The 18,250-nt window shown below is 44.0% G+C and carries 21 protein-coding genes; 16 read left to right on the top strand and 5 right to left on the bottom strand.

The features are described 5' to 3' along the window. Positions 1–17: 17 nt before the first annotated feature. Positions 18–737 carry a hypothetical protein gene (locus PH210_RS17760; RefSeq protein ID WP_289987422.1) on the bottom strand — a complete coding sequence of 240 codons (720 nt, stop codon included), beginning with the start codon at positions 735–737 and terminating at the stop codon, positions 18–20. A 49-nt stretch (positions 738–786) separates the two neighbouring features. Continuing rightward, positions 787–1,059, bottom strand: a complete 273-nt coding sequence (locus PH210_RS17755) for a YbyB family protein (protein WP_289987421.1) — start codon at positions 1,057–1,059, stop codon at positions 787–789. A gap of 140 nt (positions 1,060–1,199) precedes the next feature. Here PH210_RS17755 and PH210_RS17750 point away from each other — a divergent pair, with 140 nt between their 5' ends. The 10 genes from PH210_RS17750 (at position 1,200) to PH210_RS17705 (ending at position 10,672) form a co-directional block, all read left to right on the top strand. Continuing rightward, a complete protein-coding gene (locus PH210_RS17750; RefSeq protein WP_289987420.1) occupies positions 1,200–2,135 on the top strand; it encodes a magnesium transporter CorA family protein in 936 nt (311 codons plus the stop codon). 327 nt (positions 2,136–2,462) lie between these two features. Then, the gene (locus PH210_RS17745; RefSeq protein ID WP_440446421.1) at positions 2,463–2,792 is read left to right on the top strand and encodes a con-10 family general stress protein; all 330 of its coding nucleotides are present in this window, start codon (positions 2,463–2,465) and stop codon (positions 2,790–2,792) included. A gap of 139 nt (positions 2,793–2,931) precedes the next feature. After that, on the top strand, positions 2,932–4,473 hold the full coding sequence (gene cls / locus PH210_RS17740; RefSeq protein WP_289987419.1) for a cardiolipin synthase: 1,542 nt from the start codon (positions 2,932–2,934) through the stop codon (positions 4,471–4,473). Between the two features lie 187 nt (positions 4,474–4,660). Beyond that, on the top strand, positions 4,661–5,743 hold the full coding sequence (locus PH210_RS17735; protein WP_289987417.1) for an AI-2E family transporter: 1,083 nt from the start codon (positions 4,661–4,663) through the stop codon (positions 5,741–5,743). 65 nt (positions 5,744–5,808) lie between these two features. Next, on the top strand, positions 5,809–6,285 hold the full coding sequence (locus tag PH210_RS17730) for a TraR/DksA C4-type zinc finger protein (RefSeq protein WP_289987414.1): 477 nt from the start codon (positions 5,809–5,811) through the stop codon (positions 6,283–6,285). 33 nt (positions 6,286–6,318) lie between these two features. Beyond that, complete coding sequence (locus PH210_RS17725) at positions 6,319–7,617, top strand: hemolysin family protein (protein WP_289987413.1); 1,299 nt, start codon at positions 6,319–6,321, stop codon at positions 7,615–7,617. Positions 7,618–7,815: 198 nt separating this feature from the next. Continuing rightward, positions 7,816–8,130: an anti-sigma factor antagonist gene (locus PH210_RS17720; RefSeq protein WP_289987411.1), complete on the top strand. Its 315-nt coding sequence runs from the start codon at positions 7,816–7,818 to the stop codon at positions 8,128–8,130. A 12-nt stretch (positions 8,131–8,142) separates the two neighbouring features. Next, positions 8,143–8,625: an anti-sigma B factor RsbW gene (gene rsbW, locus PH210_RS17715; RefSeq protein WP_289987409.1), complete on the top strand. Its 483-nt coding sequence runs from the start codon at positions 8,143–8,145 to the stop codon at positions 8,623–8,625. Next, positions 8,591–9,379: an RNA polymerase sigma factor SigB gene (gene sigB / locus PH210_RS17710; RefSeq protein WP_289987407.1), complete on the top strand. Its 789-nt coding sequence runs from the start codon at positions 8,591–8,593 to the stop codon at positions 9,377–9,379. The genes rsbW and sigB overlap by 35 nt, the downstream gene beginning before the upstream one ends. Before the next feature lie 156 nt (positions 9,380–9,535). Further along, positions 9,536–10,672, top strand: a complete 1,137-nt coding sequence (locus tag PH210_RS17705; protein ID WP_289987549.1) for a fused response regulator/phosphatase — start codon at positions 9,536–9,538, stop codon at positions 10,670–10,672. A gap of 450 nt (positions 10,673–11,122) precedes the next feature. Here PH210_RS17705 and PH210_RS17700 read toward each other — a convergent pair whose 3' ends face one another. Beyond that, a complete protein-coding gene (locus tag PH210_RS17700; RefSeq protein ID WP_289987405.1) occupies positions 11,123–11,581 on the bottom strand; it encodes a Dps family protein in 459 nt (152 codons plus the stop codon). A gap of 166 nt (positions 11,582–11,747) precedes the next feature. On the opposite strand from PH210_RS17700, the gene PH210_RS17695 reads away from it, so the two are divergent. Then, positions 11,748–14,477 (top strand): CHASE3 domain-containing protein, encoded by a 2,730-nt coding sequence (locus tag PH210_RS17695; RefSeq protein ID WP_289987401.1) that lies wholly within the window; start codon positions 11,748–11,750, stop codon positions 14,475–14,477. Then, positions 14,474–15,331 (top strand): CheR family methyltransferase, encoded by an 858-nt coding sequence (locus PH210_RS17690; RefSeq protein ID WP_289987399.1) that lies wholly within the window; start codon positions 14,474–14,476, stop codon positions 15,329–15,331. The genes PH210_RS17695 and PH210_RS17690 overlap by 4 nt, the downstream gene beginning before the upstream one ends. Before the next feature lie 39 nt (positions 15,332–15,370). Here the strand turns inward: PH210_RS17690 and PH210_RS17685 are convergent, their stop codons facing one another. Then, positions 15,371–15,625, bottom strand: coding sequence for a GlsB/YeaQ/YmgE family stress response membrane protein (locus PH210_RS17685; protein ID WP_289987398.1), 255 nt, complete (start codon positions 15,623–15,625; stop codon positions 15,371–15,373). Between the two features lie 47 nt (positions 15,626–15,672). Then, positions 15,673–16,005 carry an IDEAL domain-containing protein gene (locus tag PH210_RS17680; RefSeq protein ID WP_289987396.1) on the bottom strand — a complete coding sequence of 111 codons (333 nt, stop codon included), beginning with the start codon at positions 16,003–16,005 and terminating at the stop codon, positions 15,673–15,675. A 124-nt stretch (positions 16,006–16,129) separates the two neighbouring features. Between PH210_RS17680 and PH210_RS17675 the strand changes: the two genes are divergently transcribed. The 4 genes from PH210_RS17675 to PH210_RS17660 all read left to right on the top strand — a co-directional run bounded on the left by PH210_RS17675 (position 16,130) and on the right by PH210_RS17660 (position 18,248). Further along, positions 16,130–16,456, top strand: coding sequence for a YflT domain-containing protein (locus tag PH210_RS17675; protein WP_289987395.1), 327 nt, complete (start codon positions 16,130–16,132; stop codon positions 16,454–16,456). 60 nt (positions 16,457–16,516) lie between these two features. Beyond that, the gene (locus tag PH210_RS17670) at positions 16,517–16,696 is read left to right on the top strand and encodes a hypothetical protein (protein ID WP_289987393.1); all 180 of its coding nucleotides are present in this window, start codon (positions 16,517–16,519) and stop codon (positions 16,694–16,696) included. Positions 16,697–16,960: 264 nt separating this feature from the next. Beyond that, complete coding sequence (locus PH210_RS17665) at positions 16,961–17,197, top strand: DUF1146 family protein (protein WP_289987391.1); 237 nt, start codon at positions 16,961–16,963, stop codon at positions 17,195–17,197. A gap of 238 nt (positions 17,198–17,435) precedes the next feature. Beyond that, a complete protein-coding gene (locus PH210_RS17660; protein WP_289987389.1) occupies positions 17,436–18,248 on the top strand; it encodes a YwmB family TATA-box binding protein in 813 nt (270 codons plus the stop codon). Positions 18,249–18,250: the final 2 nt, after the last annotated feature.

Raw genomic sequence — 18,250 nt, 5'->3', positions numbered from 1 at the left:
GGCTGTTTTCTTGCTCCTTAATGATTTTCAATTGGAGGGTGAATATTCTCTAATTTCTTCTCCATGATGGTAATAGCCTGTTTAAATTCCCGAAAGATGACCTCTTTATTGCCAAATAAAAAGACCTGGTCACCTTCATGTATTTCGGAATGATAGACATTTTTTCGAATAATCAATTCGCCTCGTTTGATAAACAAGACGACTAAGTCCAACTGGTCAATGTCATTTATCGCCTGCTTCAGTGTTTTTGAAACAGCAAAAGATTCCTGAAACATATGAAGGTTAAGCAAGAAATCCTCACTATTTGTTAAAAATACTTCGCGTATGGGCAAATCGGCCAGCTCCACATTCTGTTTCATTTTTCGATTAAACAGCCCCGCCAGTTTCTTCTGTATCCAGGAAAGCTTTAATCCGCCAAATGCCAGTAAGATGGCCCCGCCCACATACAATACTTCCTCCATACTCAGCTCATCTGATAGGAAATTGCTAATCGATGAAATGATGACGGCCAGGGAGAAGGCGCCAAAGAGGATGAGGAAGGTGGCAAGTTTCCTTCGGACCGGATGGCCCAAGATCAGCTCGGATTCTCCAGTCGTAAAGCCGGTGCCGGTCATCATCGAAATAACCTGAAACCTGGAAACCTCTACTTTAAGACCGGTTAGCTGAAATAGTATAACGTGAATTTCGATAACCACTAGAATGATGATGAAATAGATGAATAAGAAAAGTAAATTCATTTTTCACCCCACAAAAAATGAGTTGAGGCACGGATGCCTCAACTTTCAATTATTGCATTTTCTCATTATAGAATTTCACGGAATACAAAGCTCCCTCGTCTACCATTTTATTATCCTCCATATCATGGGGATGCGGGACCCCTCCTTTTTGGATTGGGAGACTTTCACTTTTATGAAAGGGGGTCGGTTTTACTTTTCGTTTCAAATCGCGAAGCTTGCTTTCAGCTTTTATTCGGTTGGGTTTTGACGATAACCACCATGCAGCAGATGCTCCTAAACCTACAACAATCATTGATTTAATTGGCAGCGTTGTTTTCATCATCAAGGCCTCCTTTAGCTTTTCAATAGCTTTCAATGGCTATTTAACAGTTACATACCCGTTTGCAGTCCGAGTGAAACATAAGTTTTATTTTTTTCAAAAACGGGGAATTAGATAGAAAATGGTTGCCGAAAGGAGACGTTATGAAAAAATATAATCGGTCCAAAAAGTGGAAATGGTCTCAATTCAGTGCAAACGACATCGAGCGAATCAAGCCGCTCCTCTTACAGGATGGCAGAGAATGGCTGAAAAAGGTACGGGATAATCGCAGCAATTATTTGAGAGTGAAAGCCCCTGAAAACGGAGAAAAGGTGGTCTATGGATCGCTTATCTATCAGCAAAGTTTTGAAGACGATCAAGATTATAAGATTTTTCATTTCTATGTAACAGAGGATCATTGGATCACCGTGGACCTTGCCCTTCCTGCGTTTAAACATATCAATCTTGAATTTCTTGTCAGGCAAATCAATCGAACGGAACATGCCGTGGATGGATTCCTCATTTTTCTGGGAGAACTGATGAATGAAATGCTGGTGGAAATAGATCAGTTTGAAGTGGAGCTGAAAACCCTCATATGGAGCATTCGTGATAGAAATGAGACAGGAATTCTCGAAAAAGTCTATCGGCGCCGGCATGAGCTGCTGGTTTGGAAAAGTCTGCTGATTCCGATACGCGAATTAAAAATGGGAATTGAGGAAGCGGATTTTGAAGAAGTATCAAAAGGAGAAATATTTACGAGAACATGCAGGCGGATTGAACGAGCGGTTGTCCTGCTCAACGAATATGAACATGAAATCGACTCGATTATTAATTTAGAAGAAGTGATTTCCTCCCATCGCGGCAATGAAATCATGAAAACCCTAACGGTCATCACAATTATCTTCACTCCGATAATGGCTTACGGAGCCTTGTGGGGTATGAATTTCAAGTATATGCCGGAGCTTGGATGGAGGCATGGCTATTTATTTGCCCTTATTCTGGTAATCTTTACGACTCTCTTGCTGTATGGTTATTTGAAAGTCAAAGGCTGGACAGGCGATCTCTTAAAAGGAAAAAAAAGAGGTTCCTTTTTTAAATAATAACTGTGTTAAAGGCCAATGTTGATTTATAACACTGTTGATTGGAGCGGAAGGCACGAAGACTCCTCGAAAATGCTAACGCATTTCCTTCGTGCGTGGGCGGATTCGAGGATGCAATTCAATGTCCTGCGGGAGTACGGGGCAGGGGAGACTCCGCAGGCGCTAAAGCGCCGAGGAGGCTCCCCGGCACGCCCTAAGGTGCGCGAAGTGCCTGGAGCGCAAATCAACAACTAAGTTTAAATAATAGGTTTTGAACCTTAAAAACGTGGTATTACATGAGTATAAGGTTAAAACAACCTTATAAAAAATCAGAAGGAGGAATTCAAGATGGACCGAAAAGATGATCAGAACATGAGCATGGAAGAACGAGGACGAAAAGGTGGACAAGCCACCGCCGAGAGACATGACAAGGAATTCTATCAGGAAATAGGTCGAAAAGGCGGGGAAGCCACTTCTGAAAATCATGACAAGGAATTTTATCAAGAAATTGGCCGCAAAGGCGGGGAAGCGACTTCTGAGAATCATGACAAGGAATTTTACCAAGAGATTGGCCGCAAAGGCGGGGAAGCGACTTCTGAAAATCATGATAAGGAATTTTATCAAGAAATTGGTCAAAAAGGCGGAGAATCGCGCAATAACCAGCGAAATGACGACTAAAGTTTCAGAATAACAATATTGTAAAAAAAGCTTGCACAACATCGTGCAAGCTTTTTCCATTTCTTTCAATCGAGATAGTTTTTTTTAGCCAAAAACGGGTATGTATCTTTTAAACAGTGATAAGCAGGGAGAAGGGCATATGAAAAAGCAGAGATTGGAATTTTTCTTGGTGATCTTGATGCTGGCTTTAGGATATTTGGTACTATTCAGAGACATCTCTTTTCAGTGGAAAGCGGTATGTATCGCTTTTTATGGTGTCATCATCTTCAGTACGGTGTTTTCGTTAATGATGGAAAATCGCTCCGCACAAAGTACACTTTTATGGATTTACATTTTAGTGTTATTACCTATATTCGGATACATCTTTTATTTATATTCTGGTCAGTTGCTGTTAAAAGGACTTCTATTTAAACATAAGCGCATGAATGATCGTGAAATTTTTGCAGCCAGTCACCACAGAGTCATGTTCGACTTTTCTCAGCTCAATGAGCGTCAGAGGTGTTTTGCTCGCTATTTGGAGCGGATGACCTTAACCCAGCCAAACACAAATACGAAAACAAAAGTTTTAAAAAATGGCAAGGAAACCTTTCGGGAAATCAAACAAAAGCTTTTGAATGCGAAGGAATTTATTCACTTGGAATATTATACATTCCGCTATGACAGGCTCGGAAAGGAGCTAATCGCCATTTTAGCCGAGAAAGTGAAAGAAGGAGTAGAGGTTAGATTGCTGTATGATGCAGTAGGCAGTATGTGTCTTTCAAAATCAGATCTTAAAGAAATTAATGACGCTGGTGTGGCTGTTTATCCGTTTTTACCCATCAAAAGCGGATTTTTGAATCAAAAATGGAATTTCCGCAACCATCGCAAGATCATTGTCATCGACGGCACATCAGGGTTTGTCGGCGGCTTGAATGTTGGGGTGGAGTATCTTGGGGAGGACGAAAAAATCGGATTTTGGTGTGATACGCATGTCTATTTGGAAGGAGACGCGGCTCAGACGCTGCATAAGGTTTTTTTGGCAGATTGGGAGTATGTTTGCAAGAAGAAACTGATGAAAGAGAGGAAACCAATGCAGGAGGAAAGCCAGCTGGAGGACAAATCAAGGCAAGCGGATACGAAACCAATCCCCGTTGATAAGGATGGCTTGGTCCATGTCGTGGCGACCGGTCCAGAAACGCGCAAGATGAGTGATCATTTTTATGCGATGATTACCTGTGCGGCCGAATCGATTTGGATTGCTTCTCCGTACTTTGTCCCCAATCAAGCGATCCGGACAGCCTTAAGGATTGCGGCTGCAAAAGGGATCCAGGTCAGAGTGATGGTACCGGAAGTGAATGATGGCTTTCTGACCCAATATGCTTCCCGCTCGTATTTTCCAGAGCTATTACGTGCCGGAATCGAAATTTACACGTACCAAAAGGGATTTTTACATAAAAAACTGATCATCGTCGATGGGGATATTGCCTCGATTGGAACCGCCAACATGGATTTGCGCAGTTTTCATCTAAATTTTGAAGTCAATTTATTTTTAACCGGGACAGAGCCGGTACGAGACTTGATTGTCCAATATGAAGAAGACCTAAGGGAATGCCGGCGGATTCGTCCTGTTCAATTTTACAAACGCCCGACGTCTGAACGGGTGAAGGAATCTTTCGCCCGCCTGTTTTCGGGTGTTTTATAAGGGCTCTTTTCGTAAACTATGTTTATTTTGGGGCTTAATAAAGGGCTTTTACTAAGTTCGCAGGCAATTTTCGCAAATGCTTTTACGAAAAGATGCCACGAAGCAACTAATTATACGGGTAGATGAACTTATACGAAAAACAAAAATCTTTGCGAAAATAGCCTTTATAAAAAAATGAGGTGATGATTTGCTGCGATCAAAAGCATTTCGAATTGGCTGCGGACTGCTGCTTGTTTTCTTAATAGTCCTAGTCGGGATGAAAATCAATTTTGTGTTCCAGCCGGTGATCATCCTTATCCGGACTCTTTTTTTTCCTTTTTTAATTGCAGGGGTGTTATATTACCTGTTTCGACCGCTAGTCCATTATCTGGAGTCGAAACACATCCCGCGAACACTGGCGATATTCCTGATCTATATCATGGCTGCTGCCCTGATTAGTTTATTGGCCTATCTCGTCGGACCCATTTTGCAGAGGCAGATTAAGAGTTTGGCAGAAAGCGGTCCTGCCTTAATAGAGTTTATTCAAGAAAAAATAAAGGGCTTGCAGGCTGGTAAATGGCTGAATCAATACAAACAGGCGGGCTCTGATACGATTGCTGAAAATGTATCTGAGATTGGGACAAAATTAGTTGAATTTATTGGAATGCTTGCGAAAATTGTGACCGTTTTTGTGACGGTTCCGTTTATTTTATATTACATGTTAAAGGAAGGCGAAAAGGCACCGAAACAGATGATTCGAATATTGCCGCCAGGGCAACAGAAAAACGGACGAAAAATTTTAGCTGATTTGGATGAAGCCCTCAGCTCCTATATACATGGTCAATTTCTTGTCAGCTTCTGTGTAGGAGCTCTTGCTTTCCTGGGTTATTTAACCATTGGTCTTGATTACTCGCTGCTTGTTGCCATAGTGTCAATGTTTACCAATGTCATTCCCTTTCTCGGCCCCATTATTGCCGTCATCCCCGCCTTGATTATTGCTGGATTAGATTCCCCAATGATGATCATCAAGGTCTTGCTTGTCATGGTAATCGTCCAACAAATTGAAGGACATATTATCTCGCCCCAGGTAATGGGCAAAAAGCTTGAGATTCACCCCCTCACGATTATCTCCTTACTGCTCGCAGCTGGAAGTATGGGAGGCATACTCGGATTACTCCTTGCGGTGCCGGTATATGCTGTCCTGAAGGTGATTGTCCATCATAGCGTAAAATTATGGAAGCTGCGAAAAGAGCAAACCATGGAGGAGAAAATGATAAACGGGACTTCGTAAACACAGGTTTTACCATTTTACTATAAGGGTATGTAAATGGCAGGAAAAGAAGAGGAGGAAACGATATGCTCACTGAAAAACAACTGATTTTTTTAAACCACAAATTAATCCAGACCAAACAAGAAATGCTGCAAGTGATAGAGGGGAACCAGCCGATCACGTTCGAGGACTTCGGTGAGTTAACCAGCTATGACAACCACTTTGCCGATCAAGCCACCGAATTGGATGAAATCGAAAAACAAAAAATGATCCATCAGACAGCCAAAAATATAGTTGATGAAGTCGATAAAGCATTGGAGCGGATGCGGGAAGGAACATATGGACTCTGCATCGATACAGGAGAAGGAATTCCGTTTGCGAGGCTTGAAGCTCTTCCTTATGCCAAGCGGACAGTAGAGGCACAAGCAATGTTTGAGAAGGACGGGGCTATAAGTTTTCTCGAGGAAAAATCGTTTTCTACGCCAAAACAAAATACAAGAGGAGATACACGTATTCAGACAGCAGACGAATTGATGACTGTGCATGGAAACTCATCATCCTAACTCCAATACATTTTTTTAAAGGAGGGGAAGTGGATGGTTATAAAGCTAGTAAGTGTTGCCCTATTAATCGCCTTAACGGGCTTCTTTGTTGCGATAGAATTTGCCATCGTCAAAGTACGTCCATCGCGGATTGATGAACTGGTAATGAGCGGAAAAAAAGGGGCAGTTTCCGCAAAACGGGTCGTGACCCATCTGGATGAATATTTATCAGCCTGTCAGCTCGGGATCACTGTGACAGCGCTGGGACTTGGATGGCTGGGGGAACCGACCGTAGAAAAGCTGCTCCATCCATTGTTTGAACTGCTTCATTTGGGTGACTCAACCTCGCGAATCTTGTCATTGATGACTGCTTTCATTTTGGTCACCTTTTTACATGTTGTGGTAGGGGAATTGGCACCCAAAACGGTCGCCATCCAAAAATCCGAAACGATCGCACTTCTTTTTTCCACGCCTATCATTTGGTTTAACAAAGTGATGTATCCCTTTATCTGGTTGTTAAATAGTTCTGCCCGAAGGCTGGCTGGCCTGTTTGGCTTAAAGCCTGCAAGTGACCATGAGCTGGCGCACTCGGAAGATGAGCTGCGGCTGCTGTTGGAGGAAAGCTATAAGAAGGGGGAAATCAATCAGAATGAGTATCAATATGTTAATAATATTTTCGAGTTTGATGAGCGCGTGGCCAAAGAAATCATGGTGCCAAGAGTGGAAATGAGCTGCCTTTCGGTAGAGGATACGCTGGAGGTGGTCATGCAAAAGTTGAAGACGGAAGGGTTTACCCGATATCCGGTCATGGAGGAAGACAAGGATCACATTATTGGTGTGATGAACGTAAAAAGGTTTTTGACAGCCAAAATAATGAATAAAGGTCCTTATCAAAATTGGAAGATTAAATCCTTCATCCAGCCCGTGATTCGTGTCATTGAGACGATTCCGATTCATGATTTATTGATTCGGATGCAAATGGATCGCACCCACATGGCGATATTAATGGATGAATACGGCGGCACGACAGGGTTGGTGACGGTTGAAGATATCATTGAAGAAATCGTAGGTGAGGTAAGGGATGAATTTGATGCAGATGAAGTCGCCGAGATTCGGACGCTGGCAGCTGGAAAACACTTTATTGTCAATGCGAAAGTAGGAATTCGTACCTTGAACGAGCTACTTGGGACCGACTTGACCGCCGAGGATGTGGACACAATCGGCGGCTGGTATTTGACCCAAAACACGAATGCATGTAAAGGCTCAATAGTGGAAGCGGATGGATATATGTTCAAAATACATGAAGCGGACGGGTGCCACCTTATGTATTTGGACGTGGAAAAGGTTAGTTGATTGTCTATAGATATAAAAACGGGCTGTTTCAAAAACAGCCCTCTTAGTTATATTCACCTAGAGCAGAGGGGCTATTCGGCCAGCTGGTATATTTTGATATAATAAAAAAAATAGATTCTGAATTTTTCTAAAAAAATAGGTTTTAGCTTTTAGAAAAGCGGGTATGTAAAAATAAATAGTTTCAGAGGTGAGGATGGCATGAATTTAAAGATAGAGAAGCAGCAGAGTGAAAAAGGTATATTGGTGCAAGTGGCAGGTGAAATTGATGCGTTTACGGCCCCGAAGCTCCGAGAGGAACTATTACCGTTAGCTGAAGGAAGCAATAAATCGATTATTGTCAATCTAAAAGATGTATCCTATCTGGATAGTACCGGTTTGGGTGTCTTTGTCGGTTTGTTTAAACAACTCAAGAAAAGTGGCGGAGAATTACAGCTGACGGACTTATCCGACCGGCTCAAGCGCCTTTTCGAAATTACAGGTTTAAGTCATATTATGAATATTTCAGTAAATTAGAGGTGGGGGAACATGAACGAAGTCATGGATTATATTGAAATGAAAATTCCGGCAAAACCGGATTACGTTGGTGTTATCCGCTTAACGTTATCGGGAATTGCCAGCCGCATCGGATATACTTATGAGGAGATTGAGGACATGAAGATTGCGGTAAGCGAGGCCTGTACCAATGCGGTTCAGCACGCTTACTCCATGGAAGAAGGCGGCGAAGTGATTATCGGTTTTGGGATCTATCCCGATAAGCTGGAAATCATGGTCGCGGACAGCGGCAAGAGCTTTAATTTTATCCAGACAAAAAATGAACTGGGCCCTTACACTGAATCCAGTACGGTCGAACAGCTGTCAGAGGGAGGGTTAGGTTTATTTTTGATTGAAACGCTTATGGATGAAGTCAGGGTTTTAGAGCATTCCGGAGTTACGGTCTTCATGGTGAAGTATCTGAGTGGGGAGCGTGAAAATCATGACCAAACCATTGCAAACCGTGAAACGAACTAAGGAAGAAATCGATGCCCTGATTTTGGAGTTCCAAGAAAACGAGAGCGCACAGGCACAAACGATCCTTGTGGAACATTACACCGCACTGGTCGGGAGTCTGGCGAGGAAATACTCACATGGGAAAGAGCTTCACGAGGATATCATGCAGGTTGCGATGATTGGGCTGTTGTCCGCAATCAGACGGTATGATGCAAGCGTCGGAAGATCGTTTGAAACGTTTTTAATCCCGACTGTCATCGGTGAAATCAAGCGTTTTTTACGGGATAAAACCTGGAGCGTACATGTACCGAGACGAATTAAAGAAACCTGGCCGAAAATTAAAAAAGTGGTAGACGAGCTGACGAATCGCTATCAACGCTCGCCAAAAATCCATGAAATTGCTGCACATATGGAGATTTCCGAAGAGGAAGTATTGGAAGCGATGGAAATGGGAAAAAGCTATCAGGCCGCTTCTGTCGATCAATCGATTGAAGCCGGTAAGGATGGAAGTTCAGTCACGGCCCATGATATTATTGGAAGAGATGATGAGGGCTTTGAAAAAGTCGACCAGCGGCTCCTCCTCGAGAATGCTCTTCAGGTTTTAAACGACCGCGAAAGGGAAATCATCCACTGCACATTTGTTTCCAACCATAGTCAAAAGGAAACAGGCGAGCGATTGGGGATCTCGCAGATGCATGTTTCGAGGCTGCAGAAAAAGGCGCTTGAAAAACTGCGAAAGGCCGTTGAGAGCAATGCCTATCAGCGGGTGAAATAAGGTGTGCTTGTAAAGCGGTTTGAATGGCCGTCTTTTGGGCACAGCGGCACCTGTTCGACTCATGTTGCTTTAATACGTTAATATACTCAGGTGTCAGGCCCCTTCTCGGGAGCAGGAAGTTTTTTTTACAAAAAAGGGGTTGGCTATCGGATGCCTATGAAAATTGCCATTGTGGACGATAATGTGACAAATTTAATGATTATTGAAAAAATCTTGCAGAAAGCGGGCTATCCTAGATTGGTTAAGCTGACTTCTGCCAAGGAGCTATATCAGTATTTGCAGCTGGATGGGGCTGGTCCTTCTTCTGAGGTGCCGGTAGATTTGATTTTGATGGATATGATGATGCCGGAGATTGATGGGCTTGAGGCATGCCGGACGATTCTGGCTGATGAGCGGTACAACGACCTTCCAATCATATTTGTCTCGGCGATGGGAGATTCGTATAAGATGGCCGAGGCGATGGATGCGGGAGCGCTGGATTATGTGATGAAGCCGATCAATAAAGTGGAGCTGCTGGCACGGATTCGGTCAGTGCTGCGTTTGAAGCGTGAGAAGGATTTGCGCAAGGAACGGGACCAGCGGATTCAGTATGAACTGGATTTGGCCAGACAGGTGCAGCGAAGTATGCTCAGCCGCCCGATTCAGGAAGGCGATGTCACAATTTCTGCGGTGTATAAGCCGTCCTTTGAGCTGGCCGGGGACTTGTATGCCTGGTACAAGATCAGTCCGAGCCGGTATGGCGTGATTTTGCTTGATATGATGGGACACGGGATTTCGTCTTCATTGGTCTGCATGTATATTTATTCCGCTTTAAAAGATACGATTACGGGGATATCCGATCCGGAGGAGGTCATGAAGGAGCTGAACAGGCGCATGAATCAGCTTCACATGCCTGATAGTCTTTTAAACTATTATTTTACGGCGATTTATTTTGTGCTGGATACGGAAGAGCGTTGCATTGAGTATGTGAATGCCGGCCATCCGCAGGGGTTGGCGCTGGTGGATGGGGAAGTAAGGATGCTGGATGAGGGTTGCTGTGCGCTCGGCTTTTTTGAGGAGATTGAGGTTAAAAAAGGCGTGATTCCATATAAGGAAGGAGCGCGGATATTGCTGTTTACGGACGGGTTGTCTGAGTGGCTGGAGGAGGAGTATGTGAATGCCCGCGAGAAACTGATCAGCTGCTTGCAGGAAAATGACAATCTGGAGTCGCTGCTGCACCAGCTGCAGCCAAACTCCGAGCTGGTGAATGCCCAAAAGGACGATATGTGTCTGGTGATGGTGTCGGCGAATTGAGTGTTGTTGCTAAATTGAGGATGTTGCGGGAAAAATGCATGAATCAGTCACTCTGGCAGGTTCAGTCCATAGTGCGATGAAGGACAAAACTTGGTTAGAAACAGAGCGGACTGTCTTTCATAAGGTGCGGTTAGGGAGGAAATATGTATCAATTCACAATGACCGCTGACATAAAAAAAGAGAACGAGCGGTCACTGTGGAGGGGGCCGAGAATAACCTAGGCACTCTTTTTCTAATTGATTCCGCCGAAATGTGTGTTATTTCCGCGGAACTTATCCTTATATCCGCGAATTTTCGGCGGAATTTCGCCATTTTTGGGACGAATTCCGCCGAGTTCACAATTAATTCCGCCGTTGTCACAATTTCAACTCAAAGGTCGGAGTTGTCCGGGACAGATAGGGCAGACTCACCTCTTGGATCCAGCCCTATCGTCCATACTTCACTCCCATCTTACTCCGCCAAATAGGCCTGCAGCATCCAACGGTGTTTTTCCAACGAAGTCCGAATCTCAATAAACAAATCCGCTGTCGGCTGGTCATCGTTGTCCTCCGCTTCCGTGATCCCTTCCGTTAACTCACTGCAGACCGTATTAAAGTCATCAGCCAGCGCCTGAACCATCTCGGACGACGACTCCTCGCCCGATGCCTCCTGAATCGAAGCCAGCTTCAATTGCTCCTTTAAAGTTGCCGTTGGCGAAGCCCCTAATGACAGCATTCTTTCTGCAATCGTGTCCATATGAAGCGCCGCTTCCGCATACAACTCACCGAATTTGACATGCAGCGTGAAGAAATTTTCGCCTTTCACATACCAGTGATAATGGTGCAGCTTCATATACAACACCGAGAAATTGGCCACCTGTTTATCGAGTGTCTCTGTCAACATCACGTTTTTATCTTTTGTTTTTGCCATAAAATAACCTCCATAACTAGTGATACCTTTGTAATACCCCAAGCCAAATATATGAAACTATGAAATATTTCCTATAGGGCTTAATTCCCATTGGGCTACCAGGAAATAAACGATATGATAGAATATAGATAGATTTTACAAAAAATAGGAGGGCGGCTGCATCACAATGAAGGGCTTCAACTTCAACATACGGACAAAAATTATCACAGGCTACCTGACCATCCTGGCCTGCCTCGTGCTAGCTCTGCTTATTGTCATGAATAGGATGACAGCACTGCAGAACGAGGTTGACTTTATATCCCAGCATGATATTGAGGTTCACGATCTCGCCAATCAGATTGAAAAAAATGTGCTCGAGATGGAAACCGGAATGAGAGGGTACGCGATTACGGGCGATGAAGAATATCTTGAGCCCTATCACGAGGGGAGCCGCAGCTGGCTGGACAACTACAATAAACTTCATTCCCTGATTAAGGGCAACAGCACTCAGGAGCGGAACCTCGAGGAGATTAAACCGCAGATTGAAAAATGGCAGGCAAACTCCGGTGAATATGTCATCAATAATAAAAAGGCAAATAACACTGCCGCTTTAAACGAGCACTTCACGAAAAATGCCGGAAAGAAAGTGACCGATCAGCTTCGGACTCAGCTAGAATCCTTCCTTGAAAAGGAAAAGAAATCCACCGATAACCGTACCGCCAAGCTTTTACAAAACACTGCCAATTTAAAATTAATCATATATGCCATCATCCTTTTGGTCACGGTTATTACCGTTGCTACGGCCATTTTCTTGTCCAATACGATCGTCAGGACGATACGAAAGGTCGTGAAAACGATTAAAAGCATCACCGATGCCGAGGTCGACCTGGCAACAAGAATCGAAGTGCATACGAAGGATGAGACTCGGGAGCTGGCAGAGGCGATGAACAGTCTGTTGAGCAGCCTCGAAAAACAGAGCTGGGTGGAAAAGAGCATGACGGAAATTTCCACCATGTATCAGGGGATCACGGATATTACAGATTTGGCAAAATCCTTTATAACTAAGCTTGCACCCTTGCTTGACGCCACTTATGGAGTCGTCTATCTACGCAGAAATCAAGGCGGCGAGATTGACTTCGTCAAGGTGGCGGGCTACGCAGTCGCGGAGGAAGAACGTGCTGCTGCCAGCTTCAAGCTGGGAGAAGGGATGATTGGCCAAGCGGCACTTGATAAAAGAATTTTTCTCATCGATAAACTGCCGGAAGACCATATCAAAGTGACTTCTGGTTTAGGCGCATCCTCTCCAAGCAATTTATTGGTGGCCCCGATTCTCTATGACGGCAGGGTGGAAGCTGTAGTCGAATTCGCCGCGCTCAAGCCGTTTCTTTCTCAGCACCTGACCTTGCTCGACCTGCTCCAGGACAAATTTGGCTCATCGATTACGAGCGTACTTGGGCGGATGGAAGTGGAAAGGCTGCTTGGAGAATCGCAGGTATTAACGGAGGAATTGCAGGCGCAGTCAGAAGAGCTTCAGGCCCAATCCGAAGAATTGCAGATGCAGCAGGAGCAGCTCCGGATTTCGAATGACTTTTTGGAAGAAGAGAAGCACCACGCCGAACAAAGAGCGGCTGAGCTAAAAAAAGCGAAGGACGAGCTGGAGGATTATTCACTCCAATTGAAGATGAGTTCGCAATATAAATCTGACTTTCTGGCGAACATGTCGCATGAGCTGCGAACGCCGCTGAACAGCATCCTCATTTTGTCACAAATGCTCATGGAGAATAAGGCGGAATTGGATCAAGACGAGGTTGGCGAGTACGCCCGTGTCGTCAATACCGCCGGTGCCGATTTGCTGCGGCTGATTGATGATATCCTCGATTTATCAAAAATTGAAGCAGGGAAAATTGAAATCCTGACCGATGAAGTCAATGTGACAGAGCTGCCGCAGATATTGAAGAGTTTATTTGCCCCGGTAGCGGCAAAAAAGAATTTGAGGTTTGAGGTGCACAGACATCCACATGTCCCTGCGGTCATTTCGACGGATGGCCAACGACTACAGCAAATTTTAAAAAATCTGTTATCCAATGCCTTCAAATTTACGGAACAGGGCTCGGTCTCGGTACGCATTAATCTAGCTGACGCTGAAAAAGTACCTGATATCCCGGCAGGAGTGCCTGTGCTGGCGATCTCTGTCACGGATACCGGAATTGGAATCCCGTTTGATAAGCAGCAAATTATTTTTGATGCTTTCCAGCAGGTTGACGGGACGACGAACCGGCAATACGGCGGGACGGGGCTAGGGTTATCGATTTGCCGCGAATTTACCCGTCTGCTTGGAGGTGCTCTTGACGTAGAGAGCGAGGTTGGCAAGGGAAGCACGTTTACATTATATATCCCGAGCAAACTGGACCGGGACATTCTTGCACTGAAGGAAGTGGCAGCTTCCATTAGCGTAACGACAGAGGACGAGGAGTGGAAAGAAGAAGAATCGACTCCAGCCGAAAAAACGGAAACCTCGAATGATCAGCTGTTTAAAGGGAAAAAAGTGCTTTTGGTGGAGGACGACGGACGAAATGTATTTGCCATCGTCTCGGCTCTTGAACGCAAGGGTGTAGCTGTACAAGTGGCAAAGAACGGGAAACAGGCGATTGAAATTTTACAAAAACAAGAGTTTGATTTGATTTTTATGGACATCATGATGCCGGTCATGGGGGGCTATGAAGCGATGACGATCATCCGAAATGAACTCGGGATGCACGATCTGCCTATTATAGCCTTGACGGCCAAGGCCATGAAGGGCGAGCGCGACAAATGTATGGAGGCAGGAGCCTCGGATTATATCATGAAGCCATTAAATATTGATCAGTTGTACTCGCTGATGCGGGTGTGGCTGACTGAGCAGGTGAACCAGCGGTGAATCCTATCATATCTCAAGATACAGAGGTCTTGGCGCTGAATGAGAGGCAGGAAGTCGAAATCAATCTGCTTCTCGAAGGTCTCTATCAAATGTACGGCTACGACTTTCGCAGCTACGTCCGCGCCTCATTGACCCGAAGAATACTGAACCGGATGAAAGCGGAGCAGCTCCCGACGATTACGGCTTTATTGGAAAAAGTGCTGCATGAGCATGGCTATTTGGAACGTCTTCTCAATGATTTATCGATTAGGATGACGGAAATGTACCGTGACCCGAGCTTCTTCGCTGTCATTCGCAACGAAGTAGTGCCGCTCTTGCGGGAGCTTCCGGAGATTCGGATCTGGCACGCCGGCTGTGCAACAGGGGAGGAGGTCTATTCCATGGCCATCCTGATCGAAGAGGAAGGGCTGGCGGAAAAAACCCGCATCTACGCGACCGACATGAATGAAAAAGCCCTTGTCGCTGCTCAAAAAGGCGCATTTCCTTTAAAAAAAATGCAGCAATACACAAAAAATTATTTGAAAGCCGGCGGTAAAAAGGCCTTTTCTGAATATTATTCGACAGACCATCAATTTGCCTATTTTCGGCCAAATTTGAACGAGAACCTGATTTTCGCCCAACATAATTTGGTGACGGACGGCTCGTTTAATGAGTTTCATATGATCCTCTGCCGCAATGTAATGATATATTTTGACAATAACCTGCAGCAGCAGGTGCACCGCCTGATGTATAATAGCCTGGCGCAGGGCGGTTTCATGGGACTCGGAAGCAAGGAATCGATTCTGTTTATGCCAAAAGGGCTGCAATACGAGGAATTCAATCCACAGGAACGAATCTATCGAAAAGCTTTTTAAAGAAGAAAAGACTGCCTCACACAGGGCAGTCTTTCTTTTTTAGGCGGAGCGTTTGAGACTTTTAAAAATTAGGCTGACGATAAATACGAGCACGATTGCCCCGACGAGAGCTGGAAGGACATAAAATCCACCGATTACCGGCCCCCAGCCGCCTAATATGATGGAACCGAGCCATGCCCCGACAAAGCCGGCGATAATATTACCAATGATACCTCCTGGCACATCACGTCCAAGAATAAGTCCGGCAAGCCAGCCGATGACTCCTCCAATAATTAATGACCAAATGAATCCCATGAATCATCTCTCCTTTCTTTTCAATTAAGTACCCGCAGTATAAAAAGCTAAACCTGAAATTTTTTCTCATTGGATGCTGGTGCAATCTTGTGATTTTTTAAAGATTCATGACATGCCTTTAATTCTTCCGTTAACTTTTTAAACCCTTCTTCATCACGTTCATCCAGGCATTTGTCAATCTGGCGCCTTAACAAAATGATGTTAGAAATGTTTTCAGCCTGGCGTTTTTGGGCGACATGCTCATTCCACGTTTTTGGCTTCTCCCAGCGATAATCGCTCAGTTTGGTTAAGCGCAGACCACATTTGCACAGCGCTTCATTCACATTAATCATATAAAATTCGGCATTCCCACAATCCCTGCATAACAATTTCTTCATCATCCTACCACCTCCATATAATTGCTTTTTATATACCCACGCTAGCTATATTAGTAACCTAAAAAAAATAGGTTTTAATTTTTCAAAAGCGGTTATATAACCTGTAAACACGAAAGGAGGAAGAAAAATGAAACATGTAAAAGTAGTTGAAAATGGGGTACAGGCAAGAAAAGAAATCGAACAATTCATCATGGATGGTTATAAAAAGGATGAGATTTATTTATTGGCGCACGACCAACATCGCTCGGAGGATTTAACGGATCAACTCGACATAAGCAATGTCGGTGTCGCCGAGGAGGGTGTTCTGGATTCGCTGGCAAACGTTTTTCGGACGCGCGGTGACGAATTACGGTCAAAGCTTGAATCATTGGGTCTGTCCACTAATGAAGCCGAGCACTTTGAGGAAGAATTGGACCACGGAAAAGTAGTTGTTGTCGCTTCAAAAACAGCCTAACTAGTCTCGCTCGCAGGCTCCCTACTTGGGGGCCTGCACCTAAAAAGGAGGAGGAAGAACATGAAATATTCCAAGATCAACTTTGAAAAATTAATCGGAGGACAAAGGATGGCAAGACAAAAAATAAGTCTTGCACGCCGTTTGGAGGCTTATTTTGAAGAACCAATTATCCACCGTGAGATTCATGGAGAAAAAGTATATGTACCACTAAATTTGCACAGGGTTTGGAATGAAGTGTAAGGATAATTAACTGCCTAAACAGCGTTTAAACAGCAGTGAACGGTGTTTAGGCGGTTAATTTTTTGGCTGTGTTTAAGGTCAAAGTTGAATTTGTAACCATGTTGATTCGAGTAAAATGACGAAGAGACTCCTTGGATGACCCGCAAAAAGCGGAAATCAACAGCAAGGAATTTTTAGAAAAAGTCTCCAAAAAAAGGAAATTACTCGAACTTTTTAATGGCGATATGGTAGAATAGTCTTTGGATTGAAAAAGGAGGTACCAGGATGATAAATGATTTTGGCCAAATAGCGCTAATCAGCATTATCTCCCACTTAGTGTTTATCGCGCTTTCATGGTGGGCACTGCAGGCCATCCGATTGGAGAAACTGCTGCGGCCAAACCATGTGTTCCAGGCGCGTTTACTGTACATATTATTAGCCATTTTCATCGGTTCATCTGTTAGTAACTTTTTCCTTGATTATCTGCAATGGTCCCAGCAGCTGCCGATGATTTTACAATAAATATGATAAAATGGAAAATATTTAGGTCTTCGTACATGTTCCCATTTGTCCATATTTTGAGTACAATTCTCTTTGTGTGGAAAAAATAGTAGTAAGTGATTTAATGTGATAAAGTGAACATGAAACCTTTGTACATTGTTTCACCTAATAGATATTGAAACTTGTCTAAAAGTGACGACATTTCCCAAGTATGCTCTGCTCTTCCTTGGAAACAATGGTAGTAAGGGGGAGTCGAGAGATGAAGAGAAACAGTAAGATTTTTTTAGGCATGGTTTCAATTTTATGTTTTTTTCTGGTTGTAATTGGGAACCGAACAACTGAAGCAAACGGCGGCCTGGATATTTTTAATAAAGAAAAAGCAGACGGAAGAGCGTCCATTTTTCAAAACAGCGGACAGGATTTGGCGAAAATCGGCTCTGTTTTACAAGCCGAAAATATTTTGCTCAATGAATGGTCGTATTATGCACGAGAACATCTGGCAGGCCTTAAGAGTGAGAAGGAAGTTCAGGAATACGTAGATAAGCTTCAAAAAAAGTTTCCCGAGTGGAATTGGTCTATGAAAAACACTAGCGAATATCGGGAAGTGACAGCAGTATCTCCAACATCTAAACACCACAGTGAAATGCTTCAAATTATGGCAACCCACACAAAACAACCTATCGATGCGTATATAGTTTATAGAGTTAGCGGGAGAGATTGGAATAAGATGTCAGAGGGCTTTTTCACTAGCGAGCAATTCAAAAATAGGATATCTGACATATTTCGAGGAAAACCTACAGTTTTCTCTTGTATGAAAGGCGTTTTCAGTGATAAGATTGATACGGCTTTACCTGAGGAAGTAAACAGGCTAATGTCAAGCTTTAATGCAACAGAGATCGAAGCGTTAAAAGAGGAGAATTTCATGTCTGTTTCGGCATCATCGCCACAGTTTACAGGCTCCATAGATAATAAAGAAAATAACATGAATTTACAAATTGGCATACGCTCCGAAGGATTGGGCGCAGGAACTACCGTCGTAGTTGGCACACCAATCATTACGATTGAATATTAATA

This window comes from Paenibacillus sp. BSR1-1 (assembly GCF_030403775.1).
Lineage (GTDB): Bacteria > Bacillota > Bacilli > Bacillales > Cytobacillaceae > Neobacillus.
This window is presented reverse-complemented; position numbering and strand designations above follow the sequence as displayed.